At 67.0% G+C, this 21171-nt stretch carries 19 protein-coding genes; 7 read left to right on the top strand and 12 right to left on the bottom strand.

The window, feature by feature from the left end; genetic code table 11:
* Nucleotides 1-224: 224 nt before the first annotated feature.
* The 3 genes from IE187_RS15510 to IE187_RS15500 are packed head-to-tail and all read left to right on the top strand — an operon-like array spanning nucleotide 225 to nucleotide 3667.
* Complete coding sequence (locus IE187_RS15510) at nucleotides 225-1130, top strand: flagellar motor protein MotB (RefSeq protein WP_189676995.1); 906 nt, start codon at nucleotides 225-227, stop codon at nucleotides 1128-1130.
* Complete coding sequence (locus IE187_RS15505) at nucleotides 1130-2524, top strand: glycosyltransferase (protein WP_189676994.1); 1395 nt, start codon at nucleotides 1130-1132, stop codon at nucleotides 2522-2524. The genes IE187_RS15510 and IE187_RS15505 overlap by 1 nt, the downstream gene beginning before the upstream one ends.
* 9 nt (nucleotides 2525-2533) lie before the next feature.
* Nucleotides 2534-3667: a GNAT family N-acetyltransferase gene (locus IE187_RS15500; protein ID WP_189676993.1), complete on the top strand. Its 1134-nt coding sequence runs from the start codon at nucleotides 2534-2536 to the stop codon at nucleotides 3665-3667.
* Here the strand turns inward: IE187_RS15500 and IE187_RS15495 are convergent.
* The 6 genes from IE187_RS15495 to IE187_RS15470 form a co-directional block, all read right to left on the bottom strand.
* Nucleotides 3664-5280 carry a hypothetical protein gene (locus tag IE187_RS15495; RefSeq protein WP_189676992.1) on the bottom strand — a complete coding sequence of 539 codons (1617 nt, stop codon included), beginning with the start codon at nucleotides 5278-5280 and terminating at the stop codon, nucleotides 3664-3666. The two genes, IE187_RS15500 and IE187_RS15495, sit on opposite strands and share 4 nt — an antisense overlap.
* 218 nt (nucleotides 5281-5498) lie before the next feature.
* Nucleotides 5499-7235, bottom strand: a complete 1737-nt coding sequence (locus IE187_RS15490; RefSeq protein WP_189676991.1) for a hypothetical protein — start codon at nucleotides 7233-7235, stop codon at nucleotides 5499-5501.
* A 90-nt stretch (nucleotides 7236-7325) separates the two neighbouring features.
* On the bottom strand, nucleotides 7326-8546 hold the full coding sequence (locus IE187_RS15485; protein ID WP_189676990.1) for an argininosuccinate synthase: 1221 nt from the start codon (nucleotides 8544-8546) through the stop codon (nucleotides 7326-7328).
* 35 nt (nucleotides 8547-8581) lie between these two features.
* The gene (locus IE187_RS15480) at nucleotides 8582-9838 is read right to left on the bottom strand and encodes an SAM-dependent methyltransferase (RefSeq protein ID WP_189676989.1); all 1257 of its coding nucleotides are present in this window, start codon (nucleotides 9836-9838) and stop codon (nucleotides 8582-8584) included.
* 19 nt (nucleotides 9839-9857) lie between these two features.
* Complete coding sequence (locus tag IE187_RS15475; RefSeq protein ID WP_189676988.1) at nucleotides 9858-10619, bottom strand: molybdopterin-dependent oxidoreductase; 762 nt, start codon at nucleotides 10617-10619, stop codon at nucleotides 9858-9860.
* Complete coding sequence (locus tag IE187_RS15470) at nucleotides 10616-11383, bottom strand: cytochrome b/b6 domain-containing protein (protein WP_189676987.1); 768 nt, start codon at nucleotides 11381-11383, stop codon at nucleotides 10616-10618. The genes IE187_RS15475 and IE187_RS15470 overlap by 4 nt, the downstream gene beginning before the upstream one ends.
* A gap of 108 nt (nucleotides 11384-11491) precedes the next feature.
* Here IE187_RS15470 and IE187_RS15465 point away from each other — a divergent pair, with 108 nt between their 5' ends.
* A complete protein-coding gene (locus tag IE187_RS15465) occupies nucleotides 11492-12121 on the top strand; it encodes a flavin reductase family protein (protein ID WP_189676986.1) in 630 nt (209 codons plus the stop codon).
* Between the two features lie 39 nt (nucleotides 12122-12160).
* Here the strand turns inward: IE187_RS15465 and IE187_RS15460 are convergent, their stop codons facing one another.
* The 6 genes from IE187_RS15460 to IE187_RS15435 form a co-directional block, all read right to left on the bottom strand.
* Nucleotides 12161-13030 carry a 3-hydroxybutyryl-CoA dehydrogenase gene (locus tag IE187_RS15460; RefSeq protein ID WP_189676985.1) on the bottom strand — a complete coding sequence of 290 codons (870 nt, stop codon included), beginning with the start codon at nucleotides 13028-13030 and terminating at the stop codon, nucleotides 12161-12163.
* 58 nt (nucleotides 13031-13088) lie between these two features.
* Nucleotides 13089-14066 carry an L-histidine N(alpha)-methyltransferase gene (gene egtD, locus IE187_RS15455; RefSeq protein ID WP_133191609.1) on the bottom strand — a complete coding sequence of 326 codons (978 nt, stop codon included), beginning with the start codon at nucleotides 14064-14066 and terminating at the stop codon, nucleotides 13089-13091.
* A 1-nt stretch (nucleotide 14067) separates the two neighbouring features.
* A complete protein-coding gene (gene egtB / locus IE187_RS15450) occupies nucleotides 14068-15306 on the bottom strand; it encodes an ergothioneine biosynthesis protein EgtB (protein WP_229839462.1) in 1239 nt (412 codons plus the stop codon).
* 96 nt (nucleotides 15307-15402) lie between these two features.
* Nucleotides 15403-15999, bottom strand: a complete 597-nt coding sequence (locus tag IE187_RS15445) for a cob(I)yrinic acid a,c-diamide adenosyltransferase (protein ID WP_189676983.1) — start codon at nucleotides 15997-15999, stop codon at nucleotides 15403-15405.
* A gap of 25 nt (nucleotides 16000-16024) precedes the next feature.
* The gene (locus tag IE187_RS15440; RefSeq protein ID WP_133191606.1) at nucleotides 16025-16264 is read right to left on the bottom strand and encodes a twin transmembrane helix small protein; all 240 of its coding nucleotides are present in this window, start codon (nucleotides 16262-16264) and stop codon (nucleotides 16025-16027) included.
* Nucleotides 16265-16273: 9 nt separating this feature from the next.
* Complete coding sequence (locus IE187_RS15435) at nucleotides 16274-17299, bottom strand: glutamyl-Q tRNA(Asp) synthetase (RefSeq protein WP_189676982.1); 1026 nt, start codon at nucleotides 17297-17299, stop codon at nucleotides 16274-16276.
* A gap of 68 nt (nucleotides 17300-17367) precedes the next feature.
* Between IE187_RS15435 and IE187_RS15430 the strand changes: the two genes are divergently transcribed.
* The 3 genes from IE187_RS15430 (at nucleotide 17368) to ppc (ending at nucleotide 21134) form a co-directional block, all read left to right on the top strand.
* Nucleotides 17368-17934 (top strand): HNH endonuclease, encoded by a 567-nt coding sequence (locus tag IE187_RS15430; protein WP_140852173.1) that lies wholly within the window; start codon nucleotides 17368-17370, stop codon nucleotides 17932-17934.
* Between the two features lie 88 nt (nucleotides 17935-18022).
* Nucleotides 18023-18409: an EF-hand domain-containing protein gene (locus tag IE187_RS15425; RefSeq protein ID WP_189676981.1), complete on the top strand. Its 387-nt coding sequence runs from the start codon at nucleotides 18023-18025 to the stop codon at nucleotides 18407-18409.
* Nucleotides 18410-18455: 46 nt separating this feature from the next.
* Nucleotides 18456-21134: a phosphoenolpyruvate carboxylase gene (ppc, locus tag IE187_RS15420; RefSeq protein WP_189676980.1), complete on the top strand. Its 2679-nt coding sequence runs from the start codon at nucleotides 18456-18458 to the stop codon at nucleotides 21132-21134.
* The last annotated feature ends 37 nt before the right edge of the window (nucleotides 21135-21171 follow it).

The raw sequence follows: 21171 nt of genomic DNA, 5'->3' as shown, positions 1-21171 counted from the left end.
GACGCGGCGGCGTCGCACGTCGTTGCTTCGGCAGCGCTGCACCATTGCCGTGCGGAAGACGACAGCGCGCTGGCGCGCGCGCATCCTGCTTTGCGGGAACTGCGCGCTCTGCGCTGCCGCGCAAACGCCTCCTTCTTCCTCCGCGTCTCCGCGGCTCCGCGTGACTCCTCTCCGCTTCGCGCCTTCGCGCCGTCGCGTGAGCCCCTTCCGACAGGCCGACGCTGATGGCCGCCGCCCGCGCCCCGCACGGCGCCAACGTGCCGCCCAAGATCATCTACAAGAAGATCTATATCGAGGGTCATGGCGGCCATCACGGCGGCGCATGGAAGGTCGCCTATGCCGATTTCGTGACGGCGATGATGGCATTCTTCCTGCTGATGTGGCTGCTCGGTGCGACCAATGAAAAGCAGCGCAAGGCGCTCGCCGATTATTTCTCGCCGACGCTCGTCCAGATGAAGGAAAACAGCGCGGGCTCGAACGGCATCTTCGGTGGCGATTCGATGACGTCGAAGGACAATTACGCACACCGCGCCTCGCAGACCGGCACGCGCTCGATGACGATCCCGGTCGAGGCGATCGGCGGCGACCAGGTCGGCACCGGGCAGAAGGGCACGCTCAAGGACAAGGCGCTGACGACCGAGGATCGCAAGAATTTCGAGGCGATGAAGCACGCCATGACCAAGTCGATGGCGACCAACCCGGCCCTCGCGCGCCTCTCGAACCATGTCCGCTTCGTCAAGACCAATGACGGGATGCGAATCGATCTGCTCGACGATGCCGATTACTCGATGTTCGATCTCGGCACGACGCAACTCGATCCGCGCGCGTCGGCGCTGCTCGGAATGATTGCCAAATCGATCAAGGGCACCGACAACCCGATCATGATCCGCGGGCACACCGACAATCTGGGCTATGGCGATCCGCTCGCGATGAACAATTGGATGCTGTCGAGCGCGCGCGCCGAAGCGACGCGGCGCCGGCTCGCCGCGGGTGGGTTGCCCGACACGCGGTTCAACCGGATCGAGGGCGTCGCCGACCGCGAGCCGATGATCAAGGACAATCCCTCCGATCCGCGCAACCGCCGCGTCGCGATCACCTTGCTCTACCGAGTGACTGCTTTCGGGCAGTGATGCCGCGCAGGACCCAGATCGAGCGCTGGACCAGATGGAGCGTCCAGGCGGCGCTGGGGCTGCTGCTGCTCTACGGGCTCAGTTCGATCCCCGATCTGAACGCGCGATGGGGCATCACCGTCGCTTCGATCGGCGCGGTCGCCGGCTGGATCGCCCTCGCCGCAACCGGGTTCGACATCCTGCGCGAGCGCCCCGGCATCGGGCCGCTCGCCGCGCTGGCGACGACGCTGGTGGTGGTCCGCAGCGTCTTCGCGTTGCTTGCCGTCGGGCGCACATCGACCGGCGACCCCAACGCCTATCTCAATCTCGCCAAGGGCCTGCTCGCTGGCCACGGGCTGGTGATCCACGATCCGTTCTTCGGCTCGGCGTGGCGCGCGCTGTTTCCCCCGCTCTATCCGCTGCTGCTGGCAGGCTGGGGCGCGGTTTTCGGGTTCGACACGGCCGCTGTGTTGACGCTCGGCACGCTGACCGATGGTGCGACGGCATGGCTGCTGTTCGTCCTGGGGTCCCGGCTCGGCAGTGCAGTGGCCGGACGCCGCGCCGCCTGGCTCTATCTGATCTGGCCGTCGGTGCTGTTTTCGGCGCCGCTTGCGCAGAAGGAGTCGCTGTGCGCGCTGCTCGTCCTCTTGCTGGCGCTCGCCTGGATCGATCGCCGCGCGGGCTGGCGCGGTGCGCTCGCGCTCGGGGTTCCGGCCGGGTTGCTCGCCCTGACGCAGCCGGGCGAGGCGCCGCTCGCCGCTGTGTTCGGGTTAGTGCTCGTCGGCCGGATCGGGCTGTGGCCGATGCTGCGCACGGGACTGCAAGGCGGCGTGGTCGCAGCGGTGGTGCTGGTGCCGTGGTGGGTGCGCAACTGGGCAGTGTTCCACGCTTTCGTCCCGCTCACCACCGCGAGCGGCGCGAGCCTGTGGATTGGCAACAATCCCGATGCGACGGGCAATTGGCAACCGCCGCCGCCCGCCCTCAAGGGGATCCCCGAGCTCGCTTACGGCAAGCGCATCGGCGCGATCGCGGTCGAGTGGATCCGTACGCATCCGGTCGGCTTCGTCCGGCTGACGCTGACCAAATTCGTCCGCGCGTCGGGCATCGCGCAGTTCGGCGTGACGCGGCTCGTCGCGATGGGTCCGCCGGTGCCACGCGTGCTCGCCGCCGCCCTGTGGCCGCTGTCGATGCTCGCGCATCTCGCCTTGCTCGGCGGCGCGGCGTTCAAGCTCGGTCCCCGCCTGCCCTTCACGCTCGTGCTGCTGATCGCCGCCTGCGGGCTCCAATTGCTGCTGTTCGGCGTGTGGTTCGAATTCGGCGAACGCCACCGCGAATTCGTCACGCCGTTCCTCCTGCTCGCTTTATGCTGGTCGTTCGCGGCGCCAGCGGTTGAGAAAGCGCCTGCGACCCCCTAGCTTGGGGACGTGAAGAACGCCGTCACCGCCCGTATCGTCGACGGCATCGCCGCCATCCCGGCGGAAGACTGGGATGCCTGCGCCGGCACCGCCAATCCCTTCGTCAGCCACGCCTTCCTGTCGATCCTTGAATCGTCAGGCAGCGCGCGGTCGCGCACCGGCTGGCAACCGATCCCGATCATCGTCGACGGCGCCGACGGCAAGCCCGCTGCGATCGCCCCGGCTTATGCCAAGAGCCACAGCCAGGGCGAATATGTCTTCGACCATGGCTGGGCCGACGCGTGGGAGCGGGCCGGCGGTTCCTATTACCCCAAGCTGCAGATCGCCGTGCCCTTCACCCCCGCGCCCGGCCCCCGGCTGCTGCTGCGTGATCCCGTCCAGGCACCCGCACTGATCGCCGCGATCGAGGCGGTGACCGACCAGCACGGCCTGTCCTCCGCGCACGCCACCTTCGTCGCGCCCGAACAGCTCCCCGCATTCGAGGCGGCGGGCTGGCTGATCCGCGAGGGCACGCAGTTCCACTGGCAGAACCAGGGCTATGCCGATTTCGACGGATTCCTGGGCGATCTCGCCAGCCGCAAACGCAAGGCGATCCGCAAGGAGCGCGCTGGCGCGGTCGAGGGCCTGACGATCCGCCACATCTCGGGCGCCGACATCAGCGAGGCCGACTGGGACGCCTTCTGGGTGTTCTATCAGGACACCGGCGCGCGCAAATGGGGCCAGCCGTATCTGACGCGGCAGTTCTTCACGCTGCTCGGCCAAACGATGCCCGAGCGCGTCCTGCTGATCTTTGCCGAGCGCGACGGGCGTCCCATCGCGGGCGCGCTCAACCTGATCGGGGAGGACACGCTCTACGGCCGCTATTGGGGCTGCACCGAGGATGTCCCCTTCCTGCATTTCGAGCTGTGCTATTACCAGGCGATCGACGCCGCGATCGCGCGCGGATTGAAGACCGTCGAGGCGGGTGCGCAAGGCGAGCACAAGCTCGCGCGCGGCTATGTCCCGGTCCCGACCTGGTCGGCGCATTACATCCCCGATGCGGGCTTCCGCCGCGCGATCGCCGATTTCCTGGTGCGCGAACGCGCCTCGGTCGAATCCGACCAGGAATTCCTCGGCGCGATGACGCCGTTCAAAAAGGGTTAGAACGGCGTCGGGCGCGGGCGTGCGGTTTTCAGCGCGGCATCGCTGATCTCGATGCCGCGCTGGCTGTGATCGACGCGGAACAGCACGCTGCTTCCGTCGCGCCAGATCGGGATCAGCCCCTGGTTGAATTTCGCATCGTATGCCGGCGGACGGATCAGCCAGACATAGTCGAAGGCATTGCGCGGGAAGCGCGCCATCGCCTTGCTGATCGGGCGCCACCATTCGCGCGGGCATTGCACGCTCGTCACGATCTCGGACGGATCGTGCGCAAAGCGCTGCGCACGGACATATTTCACCGTGAGCAATTGCGCGCCCGCCATCGACCATTGATCGTTGGCATAGGCCGCGCGGCGCTCGAGCGCGATCGCGGGGAGATGCTCGAGCCGCGTCATTTTCCACGGCGCACCGCATTGCGCGCCGACGAAGGTGACGAGCTTGGCGCCGACCGGGAGATGATCGAGCGCCTTCAACTCGCGGTCGTAATCCTGCGCGAACATCCAGAAGCTCGCCGTACCCGCCGCGATCCGCACCAGCACGAAAGCGAGCCCGAGCGCCGCGATCGTCGCGCTGCCACGGATCGACAGGCCCTTTTTGGGGCGCACCGCGATTACCGCGATCGCGAGCATGAACGGCGCGAGCCGCATGTCGGCATAGGCCGATCCGAACACGATCCGCGGCAGCAGGATGAACACCGCGAGCAGGAACAGCGCCGACAGGCCGAGATTGCGCGAATATTCGACGCTCGGATCGCGGAAACCGCGGAACAGGATCAGCAGCAGGATCGCCATCCCGGCGAGGTCGAAGGTGATCCAGCGGTCACGCAGCGCCATCGTCATATAGCCGATCTTGGCGCGCCAGTTGAACCAGTCGCCGGTCTGCCCGCCGACATGCTCGCCGCTGCGCCACACCACCATCAACACCATCGGCAGGGCGAGCGGAACGCAACCGACGCCGGCGCGCAGCCATGCCTTGATCCAGCTTAGCGGACCGCGATCGACCCGCGCATCATGCTGGCGGACCATCTCGGCCGAATACGCCAGCACGCCGAGCACGCCCCAGCCAAAGGTGTGCGCCACCCAGATGATGCACGAGAGCGGCACGAAGATCGCCGCACGCAAGCCGAAGCGCTGGTGCCGCGCGAGCCGCAGCCACAGCGCGAACGCGTTGAGCGCGAGCGCCATCGAGAAGGCGAAATTGACGAAGCCGAACTGGAAGGCATAGCTGTATGCAAGCGGCAGCGCGAACACGGCGGTCGGCGGGATGCGCCCATGCACCTCGCGCGCGATCCACAGCAGCCCGGTAACGGTCAGCACCGGGATCGTCATCACGAGCAGCTTCACCGCGAGCTCGAGCCCGAACAGCTTGGCAAGCGGGATGATCAGGATGTCGATCCCGAGATTGCCGATCAGCTGCCAGTTGAAATTGTACCAGTCCGACAGCCACGGATATTCGTCGCGCGACAATTGCACGCGGTAGCGCCCCATATGGCCCGGCAGATCGACCAGCGGCGGGATTTCGGGACGCAGCAAGGGGATGATCGCAATCAGCGCCATCACCGCGACGAACCAGCGCGTCTGCCACCATTGTAGATCGGAAGAAGTCTCGTTCGGCATGCTAGCGCCTTACCGGCGAAACGGGCGGTGCGACAAGCGAAGTCGCGCCAGGCAGTGCAACACGAGCGGCCCGGTATGCGCCACGTGGCCGATCTGACCGGCAGGAGACGACACGGCGCGATGCCGATGGGCACGCCGTCGCGGTGATCGCGACATACCCGAACCAGCGCACTTGCGAGCAGCGCGATATTGAGAAACCTTCCCGCATTTGCGGGGTCTTACTGCGGTGGCGTTTGCGAAAACAAGCGTGCTTCGACGCGGTAGAGGGCAAACGCCCGGCCGGGCGGCGCGATCGGCACGAGCCAGTTCGGCGCATGGCCCTGCCGAATGGCATAGGCGAGCGAGGCGCCGCCGGCCGAACCGAAGCTGTCGCCGCACAGCGCAACATACTGCACGTCCCAGCCGCGCGCGATCGCCGCGGCCTGCGCCGGGGTGCCGACGAAGAAGCGATAGACCGCGAGGTTGCCCGCAGCGTTGCGATGATAGGGCGCACCGACCACACTCAATTGCGTCGCGCCGATCGCATAGGCGCCGAGCTCGAGCGGCGCGAGCAAGCCACCGGGGGGCAGACGTCGCAGCATCGCGAGTGTCGCTGGCGCGGTGCAGCTGTCCGCCGCAGTCTCGCGGGCGCTGCGGCTCGGGACGAATGCCTGCGCGGCGATCGGATACAGAATCCCAGCCGACGTGATCCACGCCCCGGCCAGCGGCAGCACACCCCGCGTGCGCGCCGCGGCGATCACCGCCGCGAGCCCGGGCGCGGCCAGGATCGCACCGGCATATGCACCGCGCATCTGCGCGCAGCTCAACAGCAGCGCGGCAAGCTGGACGATCAGCAGACCGGCCCAACGCTGGTCGCGCGTCGCATACAGCCGCCAGCCGCTCGCCAGCACGCCCGCGACCATCATCCCGGCATAGCCGATCGCGGTCGGCAGCGTCGCTATGGTGACCGACCGCGCGTCGGCAATCTCGGCGCGCCACAGCTGGACGAGGATCGGATCGATGCCGCCATCCGGTACAAGGCATTCCGGCGCGACCAGCACGATCCCCGTCGCGACCACCGCGATGATGATCGTCCCCAACACCGCACGCGTCGCCGGACTGGCGATGTCGCGCGCGGCGAGCGCCATGCCCATCGGCGCGAAGGCGGCGATCACTCCGGCGCGCCAGGCGGTCATGGTGAAGCCGTCGCACGCTGCATAAGTCCATACGATCGGCCGGAATACGATCGACGCGGCGAGCAGCCCCGCTCCGAGCCCGATCCCCAGCCCCATCATCCGGTCGTCGGCGCCGCTGCGCGCGCGCAGCCATTCGATCGCCATCGCACCGCCGACCGCCACGATCAGCGGGGCGTACTCAACCCCGATGACAAGGCTCGCCGCCCCCGCAAGTCCGGCGACCAGGCCCGGTTCGATCGCCGCCCGGGCGACGAGCGCGCGCGCCATGACCAGCACCAGCACGATCTGCAGCCCGGCGGCGTCGATCCTGCCGGGCAGGAAGATCGTGGTTGCGGGAAAGGCAATCGCGGCGACGACGGTCGCGGTGCGCGCGATCGCGCTGCCGCCAAGCGCGCGCGCGATCCGTGTGACGAGCAGCAGCGCCGCAGCGAACAGCGCGGTCGGCCAGACGATCACGGCGATCATTTCGGCAAGCGGCGCGCCGGCGATCGGTGCGAGCGCAGCGATGATCGCGCCGGGCGCGAGGTCGGGCAGACGCGACCATTCCAGCGCAAGTCCGGGCGCAGCACCGAGCCGGTGCTGACGCAGATCGGCAAACCCCTGCCCCGCCAGCCAGTCGCGAATCTGCTGAAGCCGCAGCATGGCGTCGGCGTCGGGAAGGTGCAGTGACGAAAGCGACCCCCGGTCGCAAAACGCCCAGACCGCACCCAGCAGCGCCGCCAGCGCGAGCGCACACAGTGCGTCGCTCCGGCGGGCCAATCGGGATTCGCGAGCGTCCATCGCGACCGACTTAGGCGAACGGGGTTAAGGCGAAGTTAGATCGCGCCGTTTTCGCGCGTCACTTGACCCCATCCGCCTGTTGTCAAACGCTTAGGCGCGATCACGCCGCCCCAGAAGCCGCAAGCGGAGCGCCTGCAACTTGATGAAGCCAGCCGCATCGCGCTGGTCGTACGCGCCCTGATCGTCCTCGAAGGTGACGACCTTCTCCGAATAGAGCGAGAAGGGCGACTTGCGCCCGGTGACCGAGACATTGCCCTTGTAGAGCTTGAGGCGGACGGTGCCCGTCACCTTGCTCTGGCTGTGGTCGATTGCCGCCTGCAGCATCTCGCGCTCGGGGCTGAACCAGAAGCCGTTGTAGATCAGCTCGGCATAGCGCGGCGCAAGCTCGTCCTTGAGATGCGCCGCGCCGCGGTCGAGCGTCAATTGCTCGATCCCGCGATGCGCGAGGTGATAGATCGTGCCGCCCGGCGTCTCGTACATCCCGCGCGACTTCATGCCGACGAAGCGGTTTTCGACCAAGTCGAGCCGGCCGATACCGTGGCGCCGGCCCATCTCGTTGAGCGTCTCGAGCAAAGTCGCCGGCGACATGCCGACGCCGTTGATCGCGACGCCGTCGCCGCCCTCGAAATCGATCGTGATCGTCTCGGGCTCGTTCGGCGCGTGCTCGGGATTGACCGTGCGCGAATAGACGTAATCGGGAACCTCGTCCCATGGATCCTCGAGCACTTTGCCTTCGGACGAGGTATGCAGCATGTTGGCGTCGGTCGAGAACGGCGCTTCGCCGCGCTTGTCCTTGCTCACCGGGATCTGGTGCTGTTCGGCGAACTCGATCAGCTTGGTGCGGCTGGTCAGATCCCATTCGCGCCACGGCGCGATCACCTTGATATCGGGCGCGAGCGCGTAATAGCCGAGCTCGAAGCGGACCTGGTCGTTGCCCTTGCCGGTCGCGCCGTGGCTGACCGCGTCGGCGTTCAGCATCTTGGCGATCTCGATCTGGCGCTTGGCGATCAGCGGCCGCGCGATCGAGGTGCCGAGCAGATACAGCCCCTCATAGAGCGCGTTGGCGCGCATCATCGGGAAGACGTAATCCTTGACGAATTCCTCGCGCAGATCGTCGATGAAGATGTGCTCGGGCTTTACGCCGGCCGCTTCTGCCTTCCGCCGCGCCGGCTCCAACTCTTCGCCCTGACCGAGATCGGCGGTGAAGGTGACGACCTCGCAATTGTAGGTCTGCTGCAGCCACTTCAGGATCACGCTGGTATCGAGCCCGCCCGAATAGGCGAGGACGACGCGGTTGATCTGATCAGTCATGCGAGCGAATCCTTCGGTTTTGGCGCGGGTGCGCCCTATGCGACCAGCGCGGCAGGTGCAACCGTCGGGGAGCGCATCGCGCGCTCGCCCTCGAGCATATAGTCGCGCGTGATCGGCAGGACATGGCGGTTCTTGGCGAACTGGACCTGGTAATTGACCATGCTGCCGTAATGGAACGACTGCCCCGCCCCGGCGAGGTAGAATTGCCACATGCGATAGAAGCGCTCGTCATACAGTGCGATGATCTCGTCGCGCGCCGCGACGACGCGATCGTACCATTGGTCGAGCGTGTAGCCGTAATGCAGCCGCAGCACTTCGATGTCGGTGATCATGAAGCGCAGCCCTTCGTTCGCCGCGACGATCTCCGACAAAGCGGGATTGTAGCCGCCCGGGAAGATGTATTTTGCGGTCCACGAATCGGTCACGCCCGGCCCGCCGGCACGACCGATCGTGTGGAGCAGCATCACGCCGTCCTCAGTCAGCAGATCGCGGCACTGGCGGAAAAAGGTGGTGTAATTGGCGGGACCGACATGTTCGAACATGCCGACCGAGACGATCCGGTCGAACTTCCCCGTGACATGGCGATAGTCGATCAGCTCGAACTTGACCTTGTCCGCCACCCCCGCCGCGTCTGCCCGTTCGCGCGCGACCTTCAACTGCTCCTCGCTGAGCGTCACGCCGAGCACTTCCGCCCCGGTCTGCTGGTGAAGATACAGCGCCATCCCACCCCAGCCGCAGCCGATGTCGAGTACGCGCATCCCTGGCGCGAGCGCGAGCTTGGCGGCGATATGCGCCTTCTTGTCGTCCTGCGCCTGCTCGAGCGAGTTGGCCGGATCGGTGAAATAGGCGCAGCTATATTGCCGGTCGGCATCGAGGAAGAGATCGTACAGCCGATCCGACAGATCGTAATGATGCGCGACGTTGCGCTTCGACTGGCGCGCCATGTTGACCCGTCCGAAGCGCAGCGTCACCGCTTGCACCGCGCGCCGCAGCGGCGACGCGGCGAGCCCGTTCTGGCCGGCCTCCCACGGATCGTTCTTCATCAGCAGCTTGACGAGATCGCGCGCGTCACCCTGCTCGATCACCATCCGCCCGTTCATATAGGCCTCGCCCGCGCCGATCCCCGGATCGCGCACGATCGCGGCGGCAGCGCCGGCATCGGTGAAGCGCAGAACGATATCGGGGAAACCCGGTGTCGCGGTGCCGAAGGTGCGGGTCTTGCCATCGGCATGATGGAGCGTGAGCGTGCCGCGCTTGACGCGCTTGGCGAGGAATAAGTCGATCAAAGCCATAGCTGCGCGTATTTAGCGATTAGATGCCGGCATACCAATCGTAATCGATCGCATCTTCCCAATAGCCACCCTTGCCCTTGCCGATCCCGGCGAGCGAAGCGACCGCGTCGATCTGCATAATGTACTTCGCTTGCTTGTAGCCGAGCTGCCGCTCGACGCGCAGTCGCACAGGCGCACCGTGGCCGACGTCGAGCAGATGCCCGTTCATCGCCCAGGCGAGGATCGTCTGCGGATGGAAGGCATCGATCAGGTCGATCGACTCATAATAATGCTGCCCCGAAAACAGATCGGCGCAGGTGAACACGACATAGCGCGCCGTGGTGCGCACGTCGGCCGCCTTGAGGAGCGTGCCGAGCAGCGGGCCGTGCCACTGGCCGATCGCACTCCACCCCTCGACGCAATCGTGCCGCGTGATCTGGCTCCGCGCCGGCATCGCCTGGAGCTGCGCGAGCGACAGCGCGAGCGGCCGGTTGACCAGCCCGCCGACCTGCAGCCGCCACTGCGAAAACTTGTCCGCGACCATCGCGGTGTAATCGGGCGTGTTGGGGTTGCGGGTGCCATTTGTGCGGAAGAAGGGCGACATCTGGTCGGGGCGATATTCCTTCGCCAGGCTGCCGCGGTTCGATAATGCGCGCTGCAACCCCTCGTTGATTGTCTCGCCCGAGAACAGGATCTTGCGCAACGCAGGTGTGTTGGCGACCTGATCGCACCCGCTCAGCAGCGCGCCCGCGCCGAGCGCGCCAGTGGTGAGCAAAGCGCGCCGCGTGATGATACCGCTCATGCCGCTTCCTCCGCACGGTCTTCGGGCACGCGCCACCAGCCCGTCAGCATCGACTTCACCTCGGGCCAGGCGCCCGCGAGGATCACGAGCACGAGGTGCACGATGATGAACACCACCAGCCCCGACGCGGCGATGAAATGCACCGACCGCGCCGATGCGCGCCCGCCGACGACCGCGAGCAACCACGGCCACGCAGCGGTCATCGCGGGCGACAATGCGAGCCCCGAGACGATCATCGCCGGGATCAGCCCGAAGATCGTCAGCGCATAGGACAGCTTCTGGAAGATGTTGAACGCCGCCGGATGCTTCGGATCGTGGAAGCGGAAGGCGAGATGCTCCTTCAGATCGAACCACAAGTGCGACGGCGCCAGCTCCTTCAGGCGGATCCGCAGATCCTTCTGGAAATGGCGGTTGAGCAAGCTCGCGACCATGAAGGCGAGGAGGCCGAAGCCAAAGACGAGTGCGAACAGCAGATGCCAACGCCGCGCGATCGCCAGATTGTAGCCCGCCGGGATTGTCAGATAGGACGGCATATGCGGCGGATTGAACCACGAATGATCCGAATTCGCGCCATATTCGCCCCAATAGAGGTGCGGATGCGCGTTGAGGATCGTCAGCCCGCTGCCGATCATGATGACGATCGTCACCGCATTGACCCAGTGCCAGACCCGCGTCGCGAGGCGATGGCGATAGATCGAGGTGCTCGCGGGAACGGCCGTGGGCGAAGCGGGTTGTCCCGGGGTTGGCTGGGGTGCGTCGGTCATGCAGATCCCTATTCGCGCCACACGGCGGCTCGGTTACACCTTAGTCGCAGCGACGCGCCGACGAAACCGCAAACACGACCGCACATATGAGCCAAGGGCCGCCCGATCATGTCAGACCTGCATTTCTACGAACCGCGCAACGGCCATGCCGCCGTCCCCGGCCTAGCGCACGATCCGCTCAATTCGATCGTCGCGCCGCGCCCGATCGGCTGGATCAGCTCGCTCGCCACCGACGGCACACGCAATCTCGCGCCGTATAGCTTCTTCACGCTGCTCAACTATCGCCCGCCGGTCGTCGGCTTCGCCTCGATCGGCTGGAAGGACAGCGTCGCCAATATCGCCGCGACGGGCGAATTCGTCTGGAATCTCGCGACGCGCGAGCTCGCCGCGCCGATGAATGCAAGTGCGGCGATGGTCGCGGCCGGCGTCGACGAATTCGAGCTTGCCGGGCTCGAGGCCGCGCCCTCGCGGATCGTCGGCCCACCCCGCGTCGCGGCGAGCCCCGTCGCGTTCGAGTGCCGCCACACCCAGACGCTGCGCTTGCAGGGCATCGATGGCGCCGAGATCGACACCTGGCTGATCCTCGGCGAGGTCGTCGGCATCCACATCGCGCCGCAGCTGATCGAGGATGGCGCTTACCGCACCGCCGCAGCGCATCCGATCCTGCGCGGCGGTGGCCCGGCCGATTATTTCGAGATCAGCGACGACACGCGCTTCGAGATGCGCCGGCCTGGGTAACGCTATACCCCTCCCCTCCACGGGAGGGGCTTACGCACCTCAGCGCGTCGGCACGGGCTCCGGGCCCGAATAGTCGTAGAAGCCGCGTCCGGTCTTGCGGCCGAACCAGCCCGCCTCGACATATTTCACCAGCACCGGCGCAGGCCGGAACTTGGGGTCGCCCGTCCCTTCGAACAGCACGCGCGTGATCTCCAGACACGTGTCGAGCCCGATGAAATCGGCGAGCGTCAGCGGACCCATCGGATGGTTGAGCCCCAATTGGCACGCGAGATCGATGTCGCGGATCGTCGCGACGCCCTCGCCGAGCGCAAAGCACGCTTCGTTGAGCATCGGCATCAGCACGCGGTTGACGATGAAGCCCGGCGCATCGTTGGCGCGCACGACCTGCTTGCCGAGCCGCCCCGCATAGGCCTCGACCGTCGTCACCGTCGCATCCGACGTGGCGAGACCGCGGATCAATTCGATCAGCCCCATAACCGGCACCGGATTGAAGAAATGCACGCCGACGAAGCGCGCCGCATCGGGTGCCGCCTGCGCGAGCCGCGTGATCGGGATCGACGAAGTGTTCGAGGCGAGCACCGCGTCCTGCGACAACACCTTGCCGACCTCGGCGAAGATCGCGCGCTTGATCTCTTCGCGCTCGGTCGCCGCCTCGATCACCAGAAACGCCGGGCCCATCGCCGCGACGCTCTCGACCGGCTCGATCAGCGCGAGCGCGGCGTCGCGCGCCTCGGCGGTGATCTTTTCCTTGGTGACGGCGCGGTCGAGCTGCTTGGCAATGCCCGCCTTGCCCGCCTCGGCGCGCGCGAGGTTCATGTCCGAAAGCAGCACGCGGTATCCGGCTTGCGCCGAAACCTGCGCGATTCCCGCGCCCATCTGTCCTGCCCCGATGACTCCGACCGTATCCATGCGTCCGCTCCTATCCGTTTGACGCGTCGATAGCGGATTTGGCGCGGCGGGGAAGGTCTTACGGTGCGAGCCGTGCCGCTTGCGCTTCGGCGAGGATCACCGCGAACTTGCCCTCGGGGTCGGTCCATTCGGCGATCGGCGTCCACCCGCCCGCGCGCAGCAGGATGCGCGCGTCGCGCGCGCCGTATTTGTGGCTGTTCTCGGTGTGGATCGTCTCGCCCGCGGTCATTTCGAACGGCCGCCCCTCGATCGTGAAAGCCACGTCCTCGGTCGCCTCGAGATGCATCTCGATCCGCGCACGATCGTCGTTCCAGATCGCGCGGTGGCGGAAGCGCTCGACCGGGATCGTGCCGGCAAGCTCGCGGTTGATCCGCGTCAGCAAGTTGAGATTGAACGCCGCGGTGACGCCCTGTGCGTCGTCATACGCCGCCTCGAGCGTGGCCGCGTCCTTGATGCGGTCCATCCCGATCACGAGCATCGCGCCCTCGCCGAGCGATTCCTTCATCGCGCGCAGCAGATCGACGCTCGAATGCGGGATCATGTTGCCGATCGTCGAGCCGGGGAAGAAGCCGAGCTTGGGCGTCGCTGCGACCTGCATCGGCAAGGCGATCGGATGCATGAAATCGGCCTCGACCGGAAGCACGTCCAGCCCGGGAAACGCCGAAGCCAGCCCCGCAGACGATTCGCGCAGGAAGTCGCCCGAAATGTCGATCGGCACATAAGCCGCAGGCGCCACCGCCTGCAGCAGGATCGGCGTCTTGGTCGAGGATCCCGAGCCAAATTCGACGACGGCACGCCCCTCACCAGCGCGCGCCGCGATCTCGGGCGCGCACGCGCGCAGGATCGCCGTCTCGGTCCGTGTCGGATAATATTCGGGGAGATCGGTGATCTGCTCGAACAGTTCGGACCCGGCGCGATCATAGAACCAGCGCGCTGGGATCGCGCGCGGACGCATGTCGAAGCCCCGCAATACATCCTGGCGAAACGCCGGGTCGGCCAGCGACGCCTGGCCGTCCTCGATTTCCTGCTTCAACATCTCAAAGGTCTTTCGCGAGCCGCACGCCGGTGAATTGCCACCGCTGGTGCGGGTAGAAGAAATTGCGGTAGCTGGCGCGTGCATGCCCGCGCGGCGTGGCGCAGGAGCCCCCGCGCAACACGCACTGGCCGCTCATGAACTTGCCGTTATATTCGCCGACCGCGCCTTCGATCGCGCGGAAGCCGGGATACGGGCGGAAGGCGCTGCCCGTCCATTCCCACACATCGCCGAAGAACGCCGGACCGCCCGCCGAAGGCCGCGGCTCGACCGGGCCGGGCGCGTCCATCTGGTTCCCGCCGGCGGAATCGTGCGCGCTCGCCGCGACTTCCCATTCGGCCTCGGTCGGCAGCCGTGCGCCCGCCCAGCTGGCATAGGCGTCGGCCTCGTAGAAACTGACGTGCGTGACGGGCGCGGCAGGATCGATCGCGCGGCGTCCGTCGAGCCCGAAGCGCGTCCAACCCGACTCGCCCTGCTCCCAATAGAGCGGCGCGACGATGCCCTCGCGCTTGACCCACGCCCAGCCGTCCGACAGCCAGTGGCGCGGCTCGGCATAGCCGCCATCAGCGATGAACGCGGCCCATTCGCCGTTGGTGACGGTACGGTCGGCGATGGCATGCGGGCTGAGCAGCACGGCGTGGCGCGGCCCCTCGGCGTCGAACGCGAAGCCGTCGCCGTCATGCCCGATCTCGGTCACCGCGGCCGGACCTTCGATCCAGCCGATCGGACCCGGCATCGCGACGGGCACCTTGCGCGCGGCGGGCCAGATCGCGGGCTCGATCGGATTTTGCGCCATCAGATGCAGGATGTCGGTGACGAGCAGTTCCTGGTGCTGCTCCTCATGATGGCAGCCGAGCGCGATCAGATCGTGCGCAGCTTGCGGAAGATCGGGCAAGGCGGCCAGCACCGCCGCATCGACATGCGCGCGATAGGCGAGGATCTCGTCGAGCGCGGGGCGGGTCACCATTCCGCGCCGGTTGCGCGCATGGCGCTGCCCCTCGGCTTCGTAATAGCTGTTGAACAGGAAGGGGAAGCGCGCGTCATAGAGCGTGTAGCCCGTCACGAAATCGCGCAGCACGAAGGTTTCGAGAAACCAGGTCGTGTGCGCGAGATGCCATTTGGCGGGGGAGGCATCGTCCATCGACTGCGCCGTCGCATCGGCGTCGGACAACGGCGCGACCAGGCCGACGGTCAAGCCGCGCACCGCTTCGAAGCGGGTGGCAAGACCCGCAGGGTCGGGCATCGGGGCGGTCTGCGGTCGCGTCGTCATCTCACCATTCCCCCGTATGACCCGCGCCGTCACCTTGACGGACAGCGAGTCCCGGCAGCGCTGGTGCGATTATCGCGTCGCGCCGGGTCGCCAAAGAACGTCGCCACCCGCCTTTTGGTTCACTGCGCGAGCCGCAACGAAAAGATAATCCGAGAGCCGGTTCAAATAGGCGAGCGCGAGCGGGTTGATCGCGACCTCGCGCGCCGCCGCGACGCCAGCGCGTTCGGCCCGCCGGACGGTCGCGCGCGCGACGTGCAACGCCGCCGCCGGGGCGGTGCCGCCGGGCAGGATGAAGCTCGTCAGCGCGCCCAGTTCGGCGTTCATCCGGTCGATTTCGTCCTCGAGCCGCGCGACCTGCGACGCGACGATGCGCAGCGTCATCTCGGACGGGGCGAAATCGTCATCCTCCCCCGCGCTCGGGGTCGCGATATCGGCGCCGAGGTCGAACAAATCGTTCTGGATCCGCTCGAGCAACGCCGGCAGCCAGGCGAGATCGAGCCCGGCACCGCGCAAGGCGACGACCGCGACACCGATCGTGCTGTTCGCTTCATCGACATCGCCGATCGCCGCCATCCGCGCGGCGTCCTTGGCCGTGCGCGATCCGTCGACGAGGCCCGTCGTGCCGTCATCGCCGGTGCGCGTATAGATTCGGTTGAGCTTGACCATGCTGGATTCCCCGAGAGCGAGCGGCTCAGCTCTTGCCGGCGAGCCACATCAGCAGGACGACCAGGAAGATCGCAATCGCCTGGAACATCACGCGATATTGCATCATCTTGTTCGACTTGATCGACGAGGCGGAGACGGCATCGTTCGACGTCCCGTCGCGCAGATCCTGGCTGGCACCGAGCAGGAAGACCACCAGCCCGCGCACGAGGACGACAACCACCGCAATCATCGCGGCGACCAGCAAGATGGTGAGAAATGTGCTCATGCAGTCAATCTAGGCGTTCGCTGCGACAAAGCCAATGCCCGCGCGCAGCGATGCCGCAAGCGCAGGCCCGTCCTCGCCAGCGAGGCGCAGGCTTTCGAGCGTCGGCGCGTGATTGCGCTTGGCGAGGCGCGCGCCATCGGGCCCCGCGATCAGCGCATGGTGGTGATAGATCGGCGTCGGAAAACCGAGCAGCGCCTGGAGCAGGCGGTGGACATGGGTCGCGCCGAACAGATCGACTCCGCGCACGACATGGCTGACGCCTTGCGCGGCATCGTCGATCGTCACCGCAAGATGATAGCTCGCGGGCGCATCCTTGCGCGCGAGGATGACGTCGCCGTGCGAGAGCGGATCGGCGACGATCGTGCCGGCGATTTCGTCGGTCCAAGTCAAGTTTACGCCTCCCCTCCCTGGACGGGAGGGGATCGAGGGGTGGGTCGGCCCGTAGTGGGGCGCAACACCCGCCTCTAGCCGACCCACCCCCAGCCCCTCCCTTCCAGGGAGGGGAGGCGCGAGGGCGAGCGCCTTGGCCATATCGAGCCGCCATGCGAAGCGGTCCCCGTGCGCGACCCGCGCCGCGACCGCATCCGCGTCGAGCGCACGGCACGTCCCCGGATACACCGCCTCGGGCCCATGCGGCGCGCTCAAGCTCGCCGCGATTTCGGCGCGCGTGCAGAAGCACGGATACAGCAGCCCCATCCCCCGCAACCGCTCGAGCGCGGCGGCATAGACATCGAGCCGAGTCGATTGGAACAGCACCGGTCCGTCCCACGCCAAACCGAGCCAGCGCAAATCGGCCTCGATCGCCGCGACATGCTCGGGGCGGCTGCGGGTGCCGTCGATATCCTCGATCCGCAGCAGAAACCGCCCGCCGGCCGCCCGCGCACGGTCGTGCGCCCGCACCGCCGAAAAGGCGTGCCCCAGATGCAGCCGCCCGGTCGGGCTCGGCGCAAAGCGCGTGATGACCGAGGCCACGCGCGCACTTGACCGCGAGTCGGTCGCCGTGCTGAAATCGTCCGAGACGGGTAGCGCTGTCATGACAGCGTCATCCTAATGGGCTTGAAGCCCCGCAGGAAGCGCCACTCAGTGGTAAAGGAGGGGCCGAAGTGTACCATCCCGATCTGATCCGCCACCCCGATGGCTGTCCCGCGCTTGTGCTCAACGCGGACTACACCCCGCTGAGCTATTATCCGCTGTCGGTCTGGCCGTGGCAGACCGCGATCAAGGCGGTGTTCCTCGACCGCGTCGACATCGTCGCCGAATATGAGCGCGAAGTGCGCAGCCCGACGCAGCGGATCAAATTGCCCTCGGTGATCGCGCTCAAATCGTATGTCCGCCCCAGCGCCTTCCCCGCCTTCACGCGCTTCAACCTGTTCCTGCGCGACAAGTTCGTCTGCCAATATTGCGGCGCGGGCAACGATCTGACCTTCGATCATATCGTCCCGCGCGCGCAGGGCGGTCGCACGACGTGGGAAAATGTCGCCACCGCGTGCTCGCCGTGCAACCTCAAAAAGGGCGGGCGCACGCCGAAACAGGCGGGGATGCCGCTGCATATCGACGCGATCCGCCCGACCAGCTGGCAGCTGCAGGAACACGGCCGACGCTATCCGCCCAATTTCCTCCATGATACCTGGCACGACTGGCTGTATTGGGACGTCGAGCTCGAGGCCTGAGCTGCCGACGGCGCCCCGACGACAGTGCCGGAACGATCGGCGTGGCGCGCCGTTCACCCCTCAACGGGAGAAGAGAATGCGCCGGCTGATGATCACGACCTGTCTGTTGCTTGTGGCAGGATGCGAATCCAAGCCGACCAATGACGAGTATGCGGCGAATTTCGTGCCCCCGACGCTGCTCAAGCGCGCCGAATATGAGACGCTCCTCGAAGCCCGCTGGACGCGGCTCGACCGCAATCTCGACGGCGCCATCGCGCAGTCCGAGGTTCCGGTTAAATATGCCAAGCGACTGAACGCACTCGATGCCGATCACGACGGCAAGATCACCCACCGCGAATTCATCAGCGGGAGCCTCGCGCGCTTCGACCGCGAGGATGCCAACCACGACGGCTTGCTGACCAACGTCGAGAGCAGCGCGGCGCGCACCGCCGAGGATGCTTCGAACAATGCGTCGTCCGCCGCAGCAGTGAAATAATCGACAAGCGATTGACCGCGCCGCTGCCGCAATGCAGCATGAAATCATGGCTGACCTCCCCGGAATCGCAAACAATCCCGACATTCGTTTTCTGGGCAAATTGCTCGGCGACGTGATCCGCACCTATGGCGGCGACGCGCTCTACGCGCGGACCGAATCGATCCGCGCCGCCTCGGTCGACCGGCATCGCACCAAGAATGGCGACGGGGGGCCCGAGGCTGATCTCGGCCTCGATGCGCTGAGTCTAGACGAGACGCTCGATTTCGTGCGCGGTTTCATGCTGTTTTCGATGCTCGCCAATCTTGCCGAGGATCGCCAAGGCGTCGCCGCCGAACAGGGCGCCGATCTTGCCGCCGCGCTCGAACGGCTCGCCGGCGAAGGGATCGACAAGGCGCAGGTGATGGACTTGCTCCACCATGCGCTGATCGCCCCCGTCCTCACCGCGCATCCAACCGAAGTCCGCCGCAAGTCGATGATCGACCATCGCAACCGGATCGCGGCGCTGATGCGGCTGCGCGATGCCGACGTCCACGAGACGCCCGATGGCGACGACGTCGAGGAAGCGATCCTGCGCCAGATCGCGCTGCTGTGGCAGACGCGTGTGCTGCGCCGCGAACGGCTCTACGTCACCGACGAGGTCGAGATCGCACTGTCGTATCTGCGCGACGTCTTTCTGCCCGCGCTGCCCGCGCTCTACCAGCGCTGGGACCGCGCGCTCGGCGAGCGCGTGCCGAGCTTCCTCAAGCCCGGCAGCTGGATCGGCGGCGACCGCGACGGCAACCCGTTCGTCACCGCCGACAGCCTCAAGACCGCGCTCGCCAAGGCGAGCGAAGCGGTGCTCGGCTATTACCTCGACGCGGTCCATGCGCTCGGCGCCGAGCTGTCGATCTCGACCAATCTCGCGCCCGCCGACGACGCGGTGATCGCGCTCGCCGATGCCAGCGGCGACACCGCCGAGAGCCGCAGCGACGAGCCGTATCGCCGTGCGCTGTCGGGCATCTACGCGCGCCTCGCCGCGACGCATCTCGCGCTCACCGGCAAGCCGGCGCCGCGCGCCGCTGCGCTCAAGGGCGAACGCTATGCCGATCCACAGGCGTTCCGCGCCGATCTCGTCACGATCGCGCGCGCGCTTCGGTCGGGCGGCGGCGCGCTGTCGTCGGGCGGGGCGCTCGGCCGGTTGATCCGCGCGTGCGAGACCTTCGGCTTCCATCTGGCGACGCTCGATCTGCGTCAGAACAGCGCGGTGCACGAACGCGTCGTCGCCGAACTGCTCAAGGTGGCGGGTGTCGAGGCGGATTACCTGTCGCTCAACGAATCGCAGCGTGTCTCGCTGCTGCGCCACGAACTGTCGAACGCGCGGCCGCTCGCCAGCCCGTTCGCCGACTATTCGGACGAGACGAAGTCCGAACTCGCGATCGTCCGCGCCGCCGCCGAGGCGCACGCCACCTACGGCCCGGCGTGCATCGTCCAGCACATCGTCTCGATGGCGCAATCGGTGTCCGACCTGCTCGAGCTCAACATTCTGCTCAAGGAGGTCGGGCTCTACCGCGGCGGCGCGACGCCTAGCGCGGCGATCATGGCGGTGCCGCTGTTCGAGACGATCGGCGATCTCGAGGCCGCGCCCGGCATCATGACCGAATGGTTCTCGCTGCCCGAAGTGCGCGGCATCACCGCGGCGCGCAGCTTCCAGGAAGTGATGATCGGCTATTCCGACAGCAACAAGGATGGCGGCTATCTCACCTCGACGTGGAGCCTGTCGAAGGCCTCGACCGCGCTGAAGGGCGTGTTCGCCGGCGCGGGTGTGGGCATGCAGCTGTTCCACGGCCGCGGCGGCGCGGTCGGGCGTGGCGGCGGCTCGGCCTTCGCGGCGATCCGCGCGCAGCCGTCGGGCACCGTCCAGGGCCGCATCCGCATCACCGAGCAGGGCGAGGTGATCGCGGGCAAATATGGCACGCGCGACAGCGCGATCACCAATCTCGAGGCGATGGCCTCGGCCACCTTGCTCGCCAGCCTCGAGCCCGATGCGCTTTCGGCCGCCGACACGCGGCGTTTCTCGGCGGCGATGGACACGCTCTCGGCGTCGGCCTTCGAAGCGTATCGCGGGCTGGTCTATGGCACCGAGGGCTTCCGCACTTTCTTCCGCCAGATGACGCCGATCGTCGAGATTGCCGGCCTCAAGATCGGCAGCCGCCCGGCGAGCCGGACCAAGTCCGACAAGATCGAGGATCTGCGCGCGATTCCGTGGGTGTTCAGCTGGGCGCAGGCGCGCGTGATGCTGCCGGGCTGGTACGGCGTCGGCCAGGCGCTGAGCAGCTTCGAGGACAAGGGGCTGCTCGCCGAGATGGCCCAGGGCTGGCCGTTCTTCGCTGCAAGCCTTGCCAATATGGAGCAGGTGATCGCCAAGTCCGACATGGACATCGCCGCGCGCTACGCGACGCTGGTCGAGGATCGCGCGCTGGCCGACGCGATCTTCCCGCGGATCGTGGGTGGCTGGCAGCAAGCGCATGACGGCTTGCTCGAGATCACCGGGCAGACGCGGCTGCTGCAGGCGCATCCCGCGCTCGCCGCATCGATCCGGCTGCGGCTGCCGTATATCGAGCCGCTCAACCTGCTCCAGATCGAGCTGATCAAGCGCCGCCGCGCGGGTGACGAGGACGAGCGGATCGGCGAAGGCATCCTGCTGTCGATCAACGCGATCGCGACCGCGCTGCGCAACAGCGGCTAACCTGAAAGCCCCTCCCCTGAAGGGGAGGGGCGCGACA

It is taken from the genome of Sphingomonas glacialis (assembly GCF_014653575.1).
In the GTDB taxonomy this organism is placed as follows: Bacteria; Pseudomonadota; Alphaproteobacteria; order Sphingomonadales; family Sphingomonadaceae; genus Sphingomonas; species Sphingomonas glacialis.
The sequence above is the reverse complement of the archived record's forward strand: the minus strand, read 5'-3'. Positions and strand labels throughout refer to the sequence as shown.

Excerpts from the sequence above, each read along its gene's own strand:
- IE187_RS15435 (WP_189676982.1), bottom strand. The coding sequence starts at position 17,299 with ATGACAGCGCTACCCGTCTCGGACGATTTCAGCACGGCGACCGACTCG.
- IE187_RS15440 (WP_133191606.1), bottom strand. The coding sequence starts at position 16,264 with ATGAGCACATTTCTCACCATCTTGCTGGTCGCCGCGATGATTGCGGTG.
- IE187_RS15490 (WP_189676991.1), bottom strand. The coding sequence starts at position 7,235 with ATGGACGCTCGCGAATCCCGATTGGCCCGCCGGAGCGACGCACTGTGT.
- IE187_RS15475 (WP_189676988.1), bottom strand. The coding sequence starts at position 10,619 with ATGAGCGGTATCATCACGCGGCGCGCTTTGCTCACCACTGGCGCGCTC.
- IE187_RS15485 (WP_189676990.1), bottom strand. The coding sequence starts at position 8,546 with ATGACTGATCAGATCAACCGCGTCGTCCTCGCCTATTCGGGCGGGCTC.
- egtB (WP_229839462.1), bottom strand. The coding sequence starts at position 15,306 with ATGCCCGACCCTGCGGGTCTTGCCACCCGCTTCGAAGCGGTGCGCGGC.
- IE187_RS15495 (WP_189676992.1), bottom strand. The coding sequence starts at position 5,280 with ATGCCGAACGAGACTTCTTCCGATCTACAATGGTGGCAGACGCGCTGG.
- IE187_RS15480 (WP_189676989.1), bottom strand. The coding sequence starts at position 9,838 with ATGGCTTTGATCGACTTATTCCTCGCCAAGCGCGTCAAGCGCGGCACG.
- IE187_RS15470 (WP_189676987.1), bottom strand. The coding sequence starts at position 11,383 with ATGACCGACGCACCCCAGCCAACCCCGGGACAACCCGCTTCGCCCACG.
- IE187_RS15425 (WP_189676981.1), top strand. The coding sequence starts at position 18,023 with ATGATCACGACCTGTCTGTTGCTTGTGGCAGGATGCGAATCCAAGCCG.
- egtD (WP_133191609.1), bottom strand. The coding sequence starts at position 14,066 with ATGTTGAAGCAGGAAATCGAGGACGGCCAGGCGTCGCTGGCCGACCCG.
- IE187_RS15445 (WP_189676983.1), bottom strand. The coding sequence starts at position 15,999 with ATGGTCAAGCTCAACCGAATCTATACGCGCACCGGCGATGACGGCACG.
- IE187_RS15505 (WP_189676994.1), top strand. The coding sequence starts at position 1,130 with ATGCCGCGCAGGACCCAGATCGAGCGCTGGACCAGATGGAGCGTCCAG.
- IE187_RS15510 (WP_189676995.1), top strand. The coding sequence starts at position 225 with ATGGCCGCCGCCCGCGCCCCGCACGGCGCCAACGTGCCGCCCAAGATC.
- IE187_RS15465 (WP_189676986.1), top strand. The coding sequence starts at position 11,492 with ATGTCAGACCTGCATTTCTACGAACCGCGCAACGGCCATGCCGCCGTC.
- IE187_RS15460 (WP_189676985.1), bottom strand. The coding sequence starts at position 13,030 with ATGGATACGGTCGGAGTCATCGGGGCAGGACAGATGGGCGCGGGAATC.
- ppc (WP_189676980.1), top strand. The coding sequence starts at position 18,456 with ATGGCTGACCTCCCCGGAATCGCAAACAATCCCGACATTCGTTTTCTG.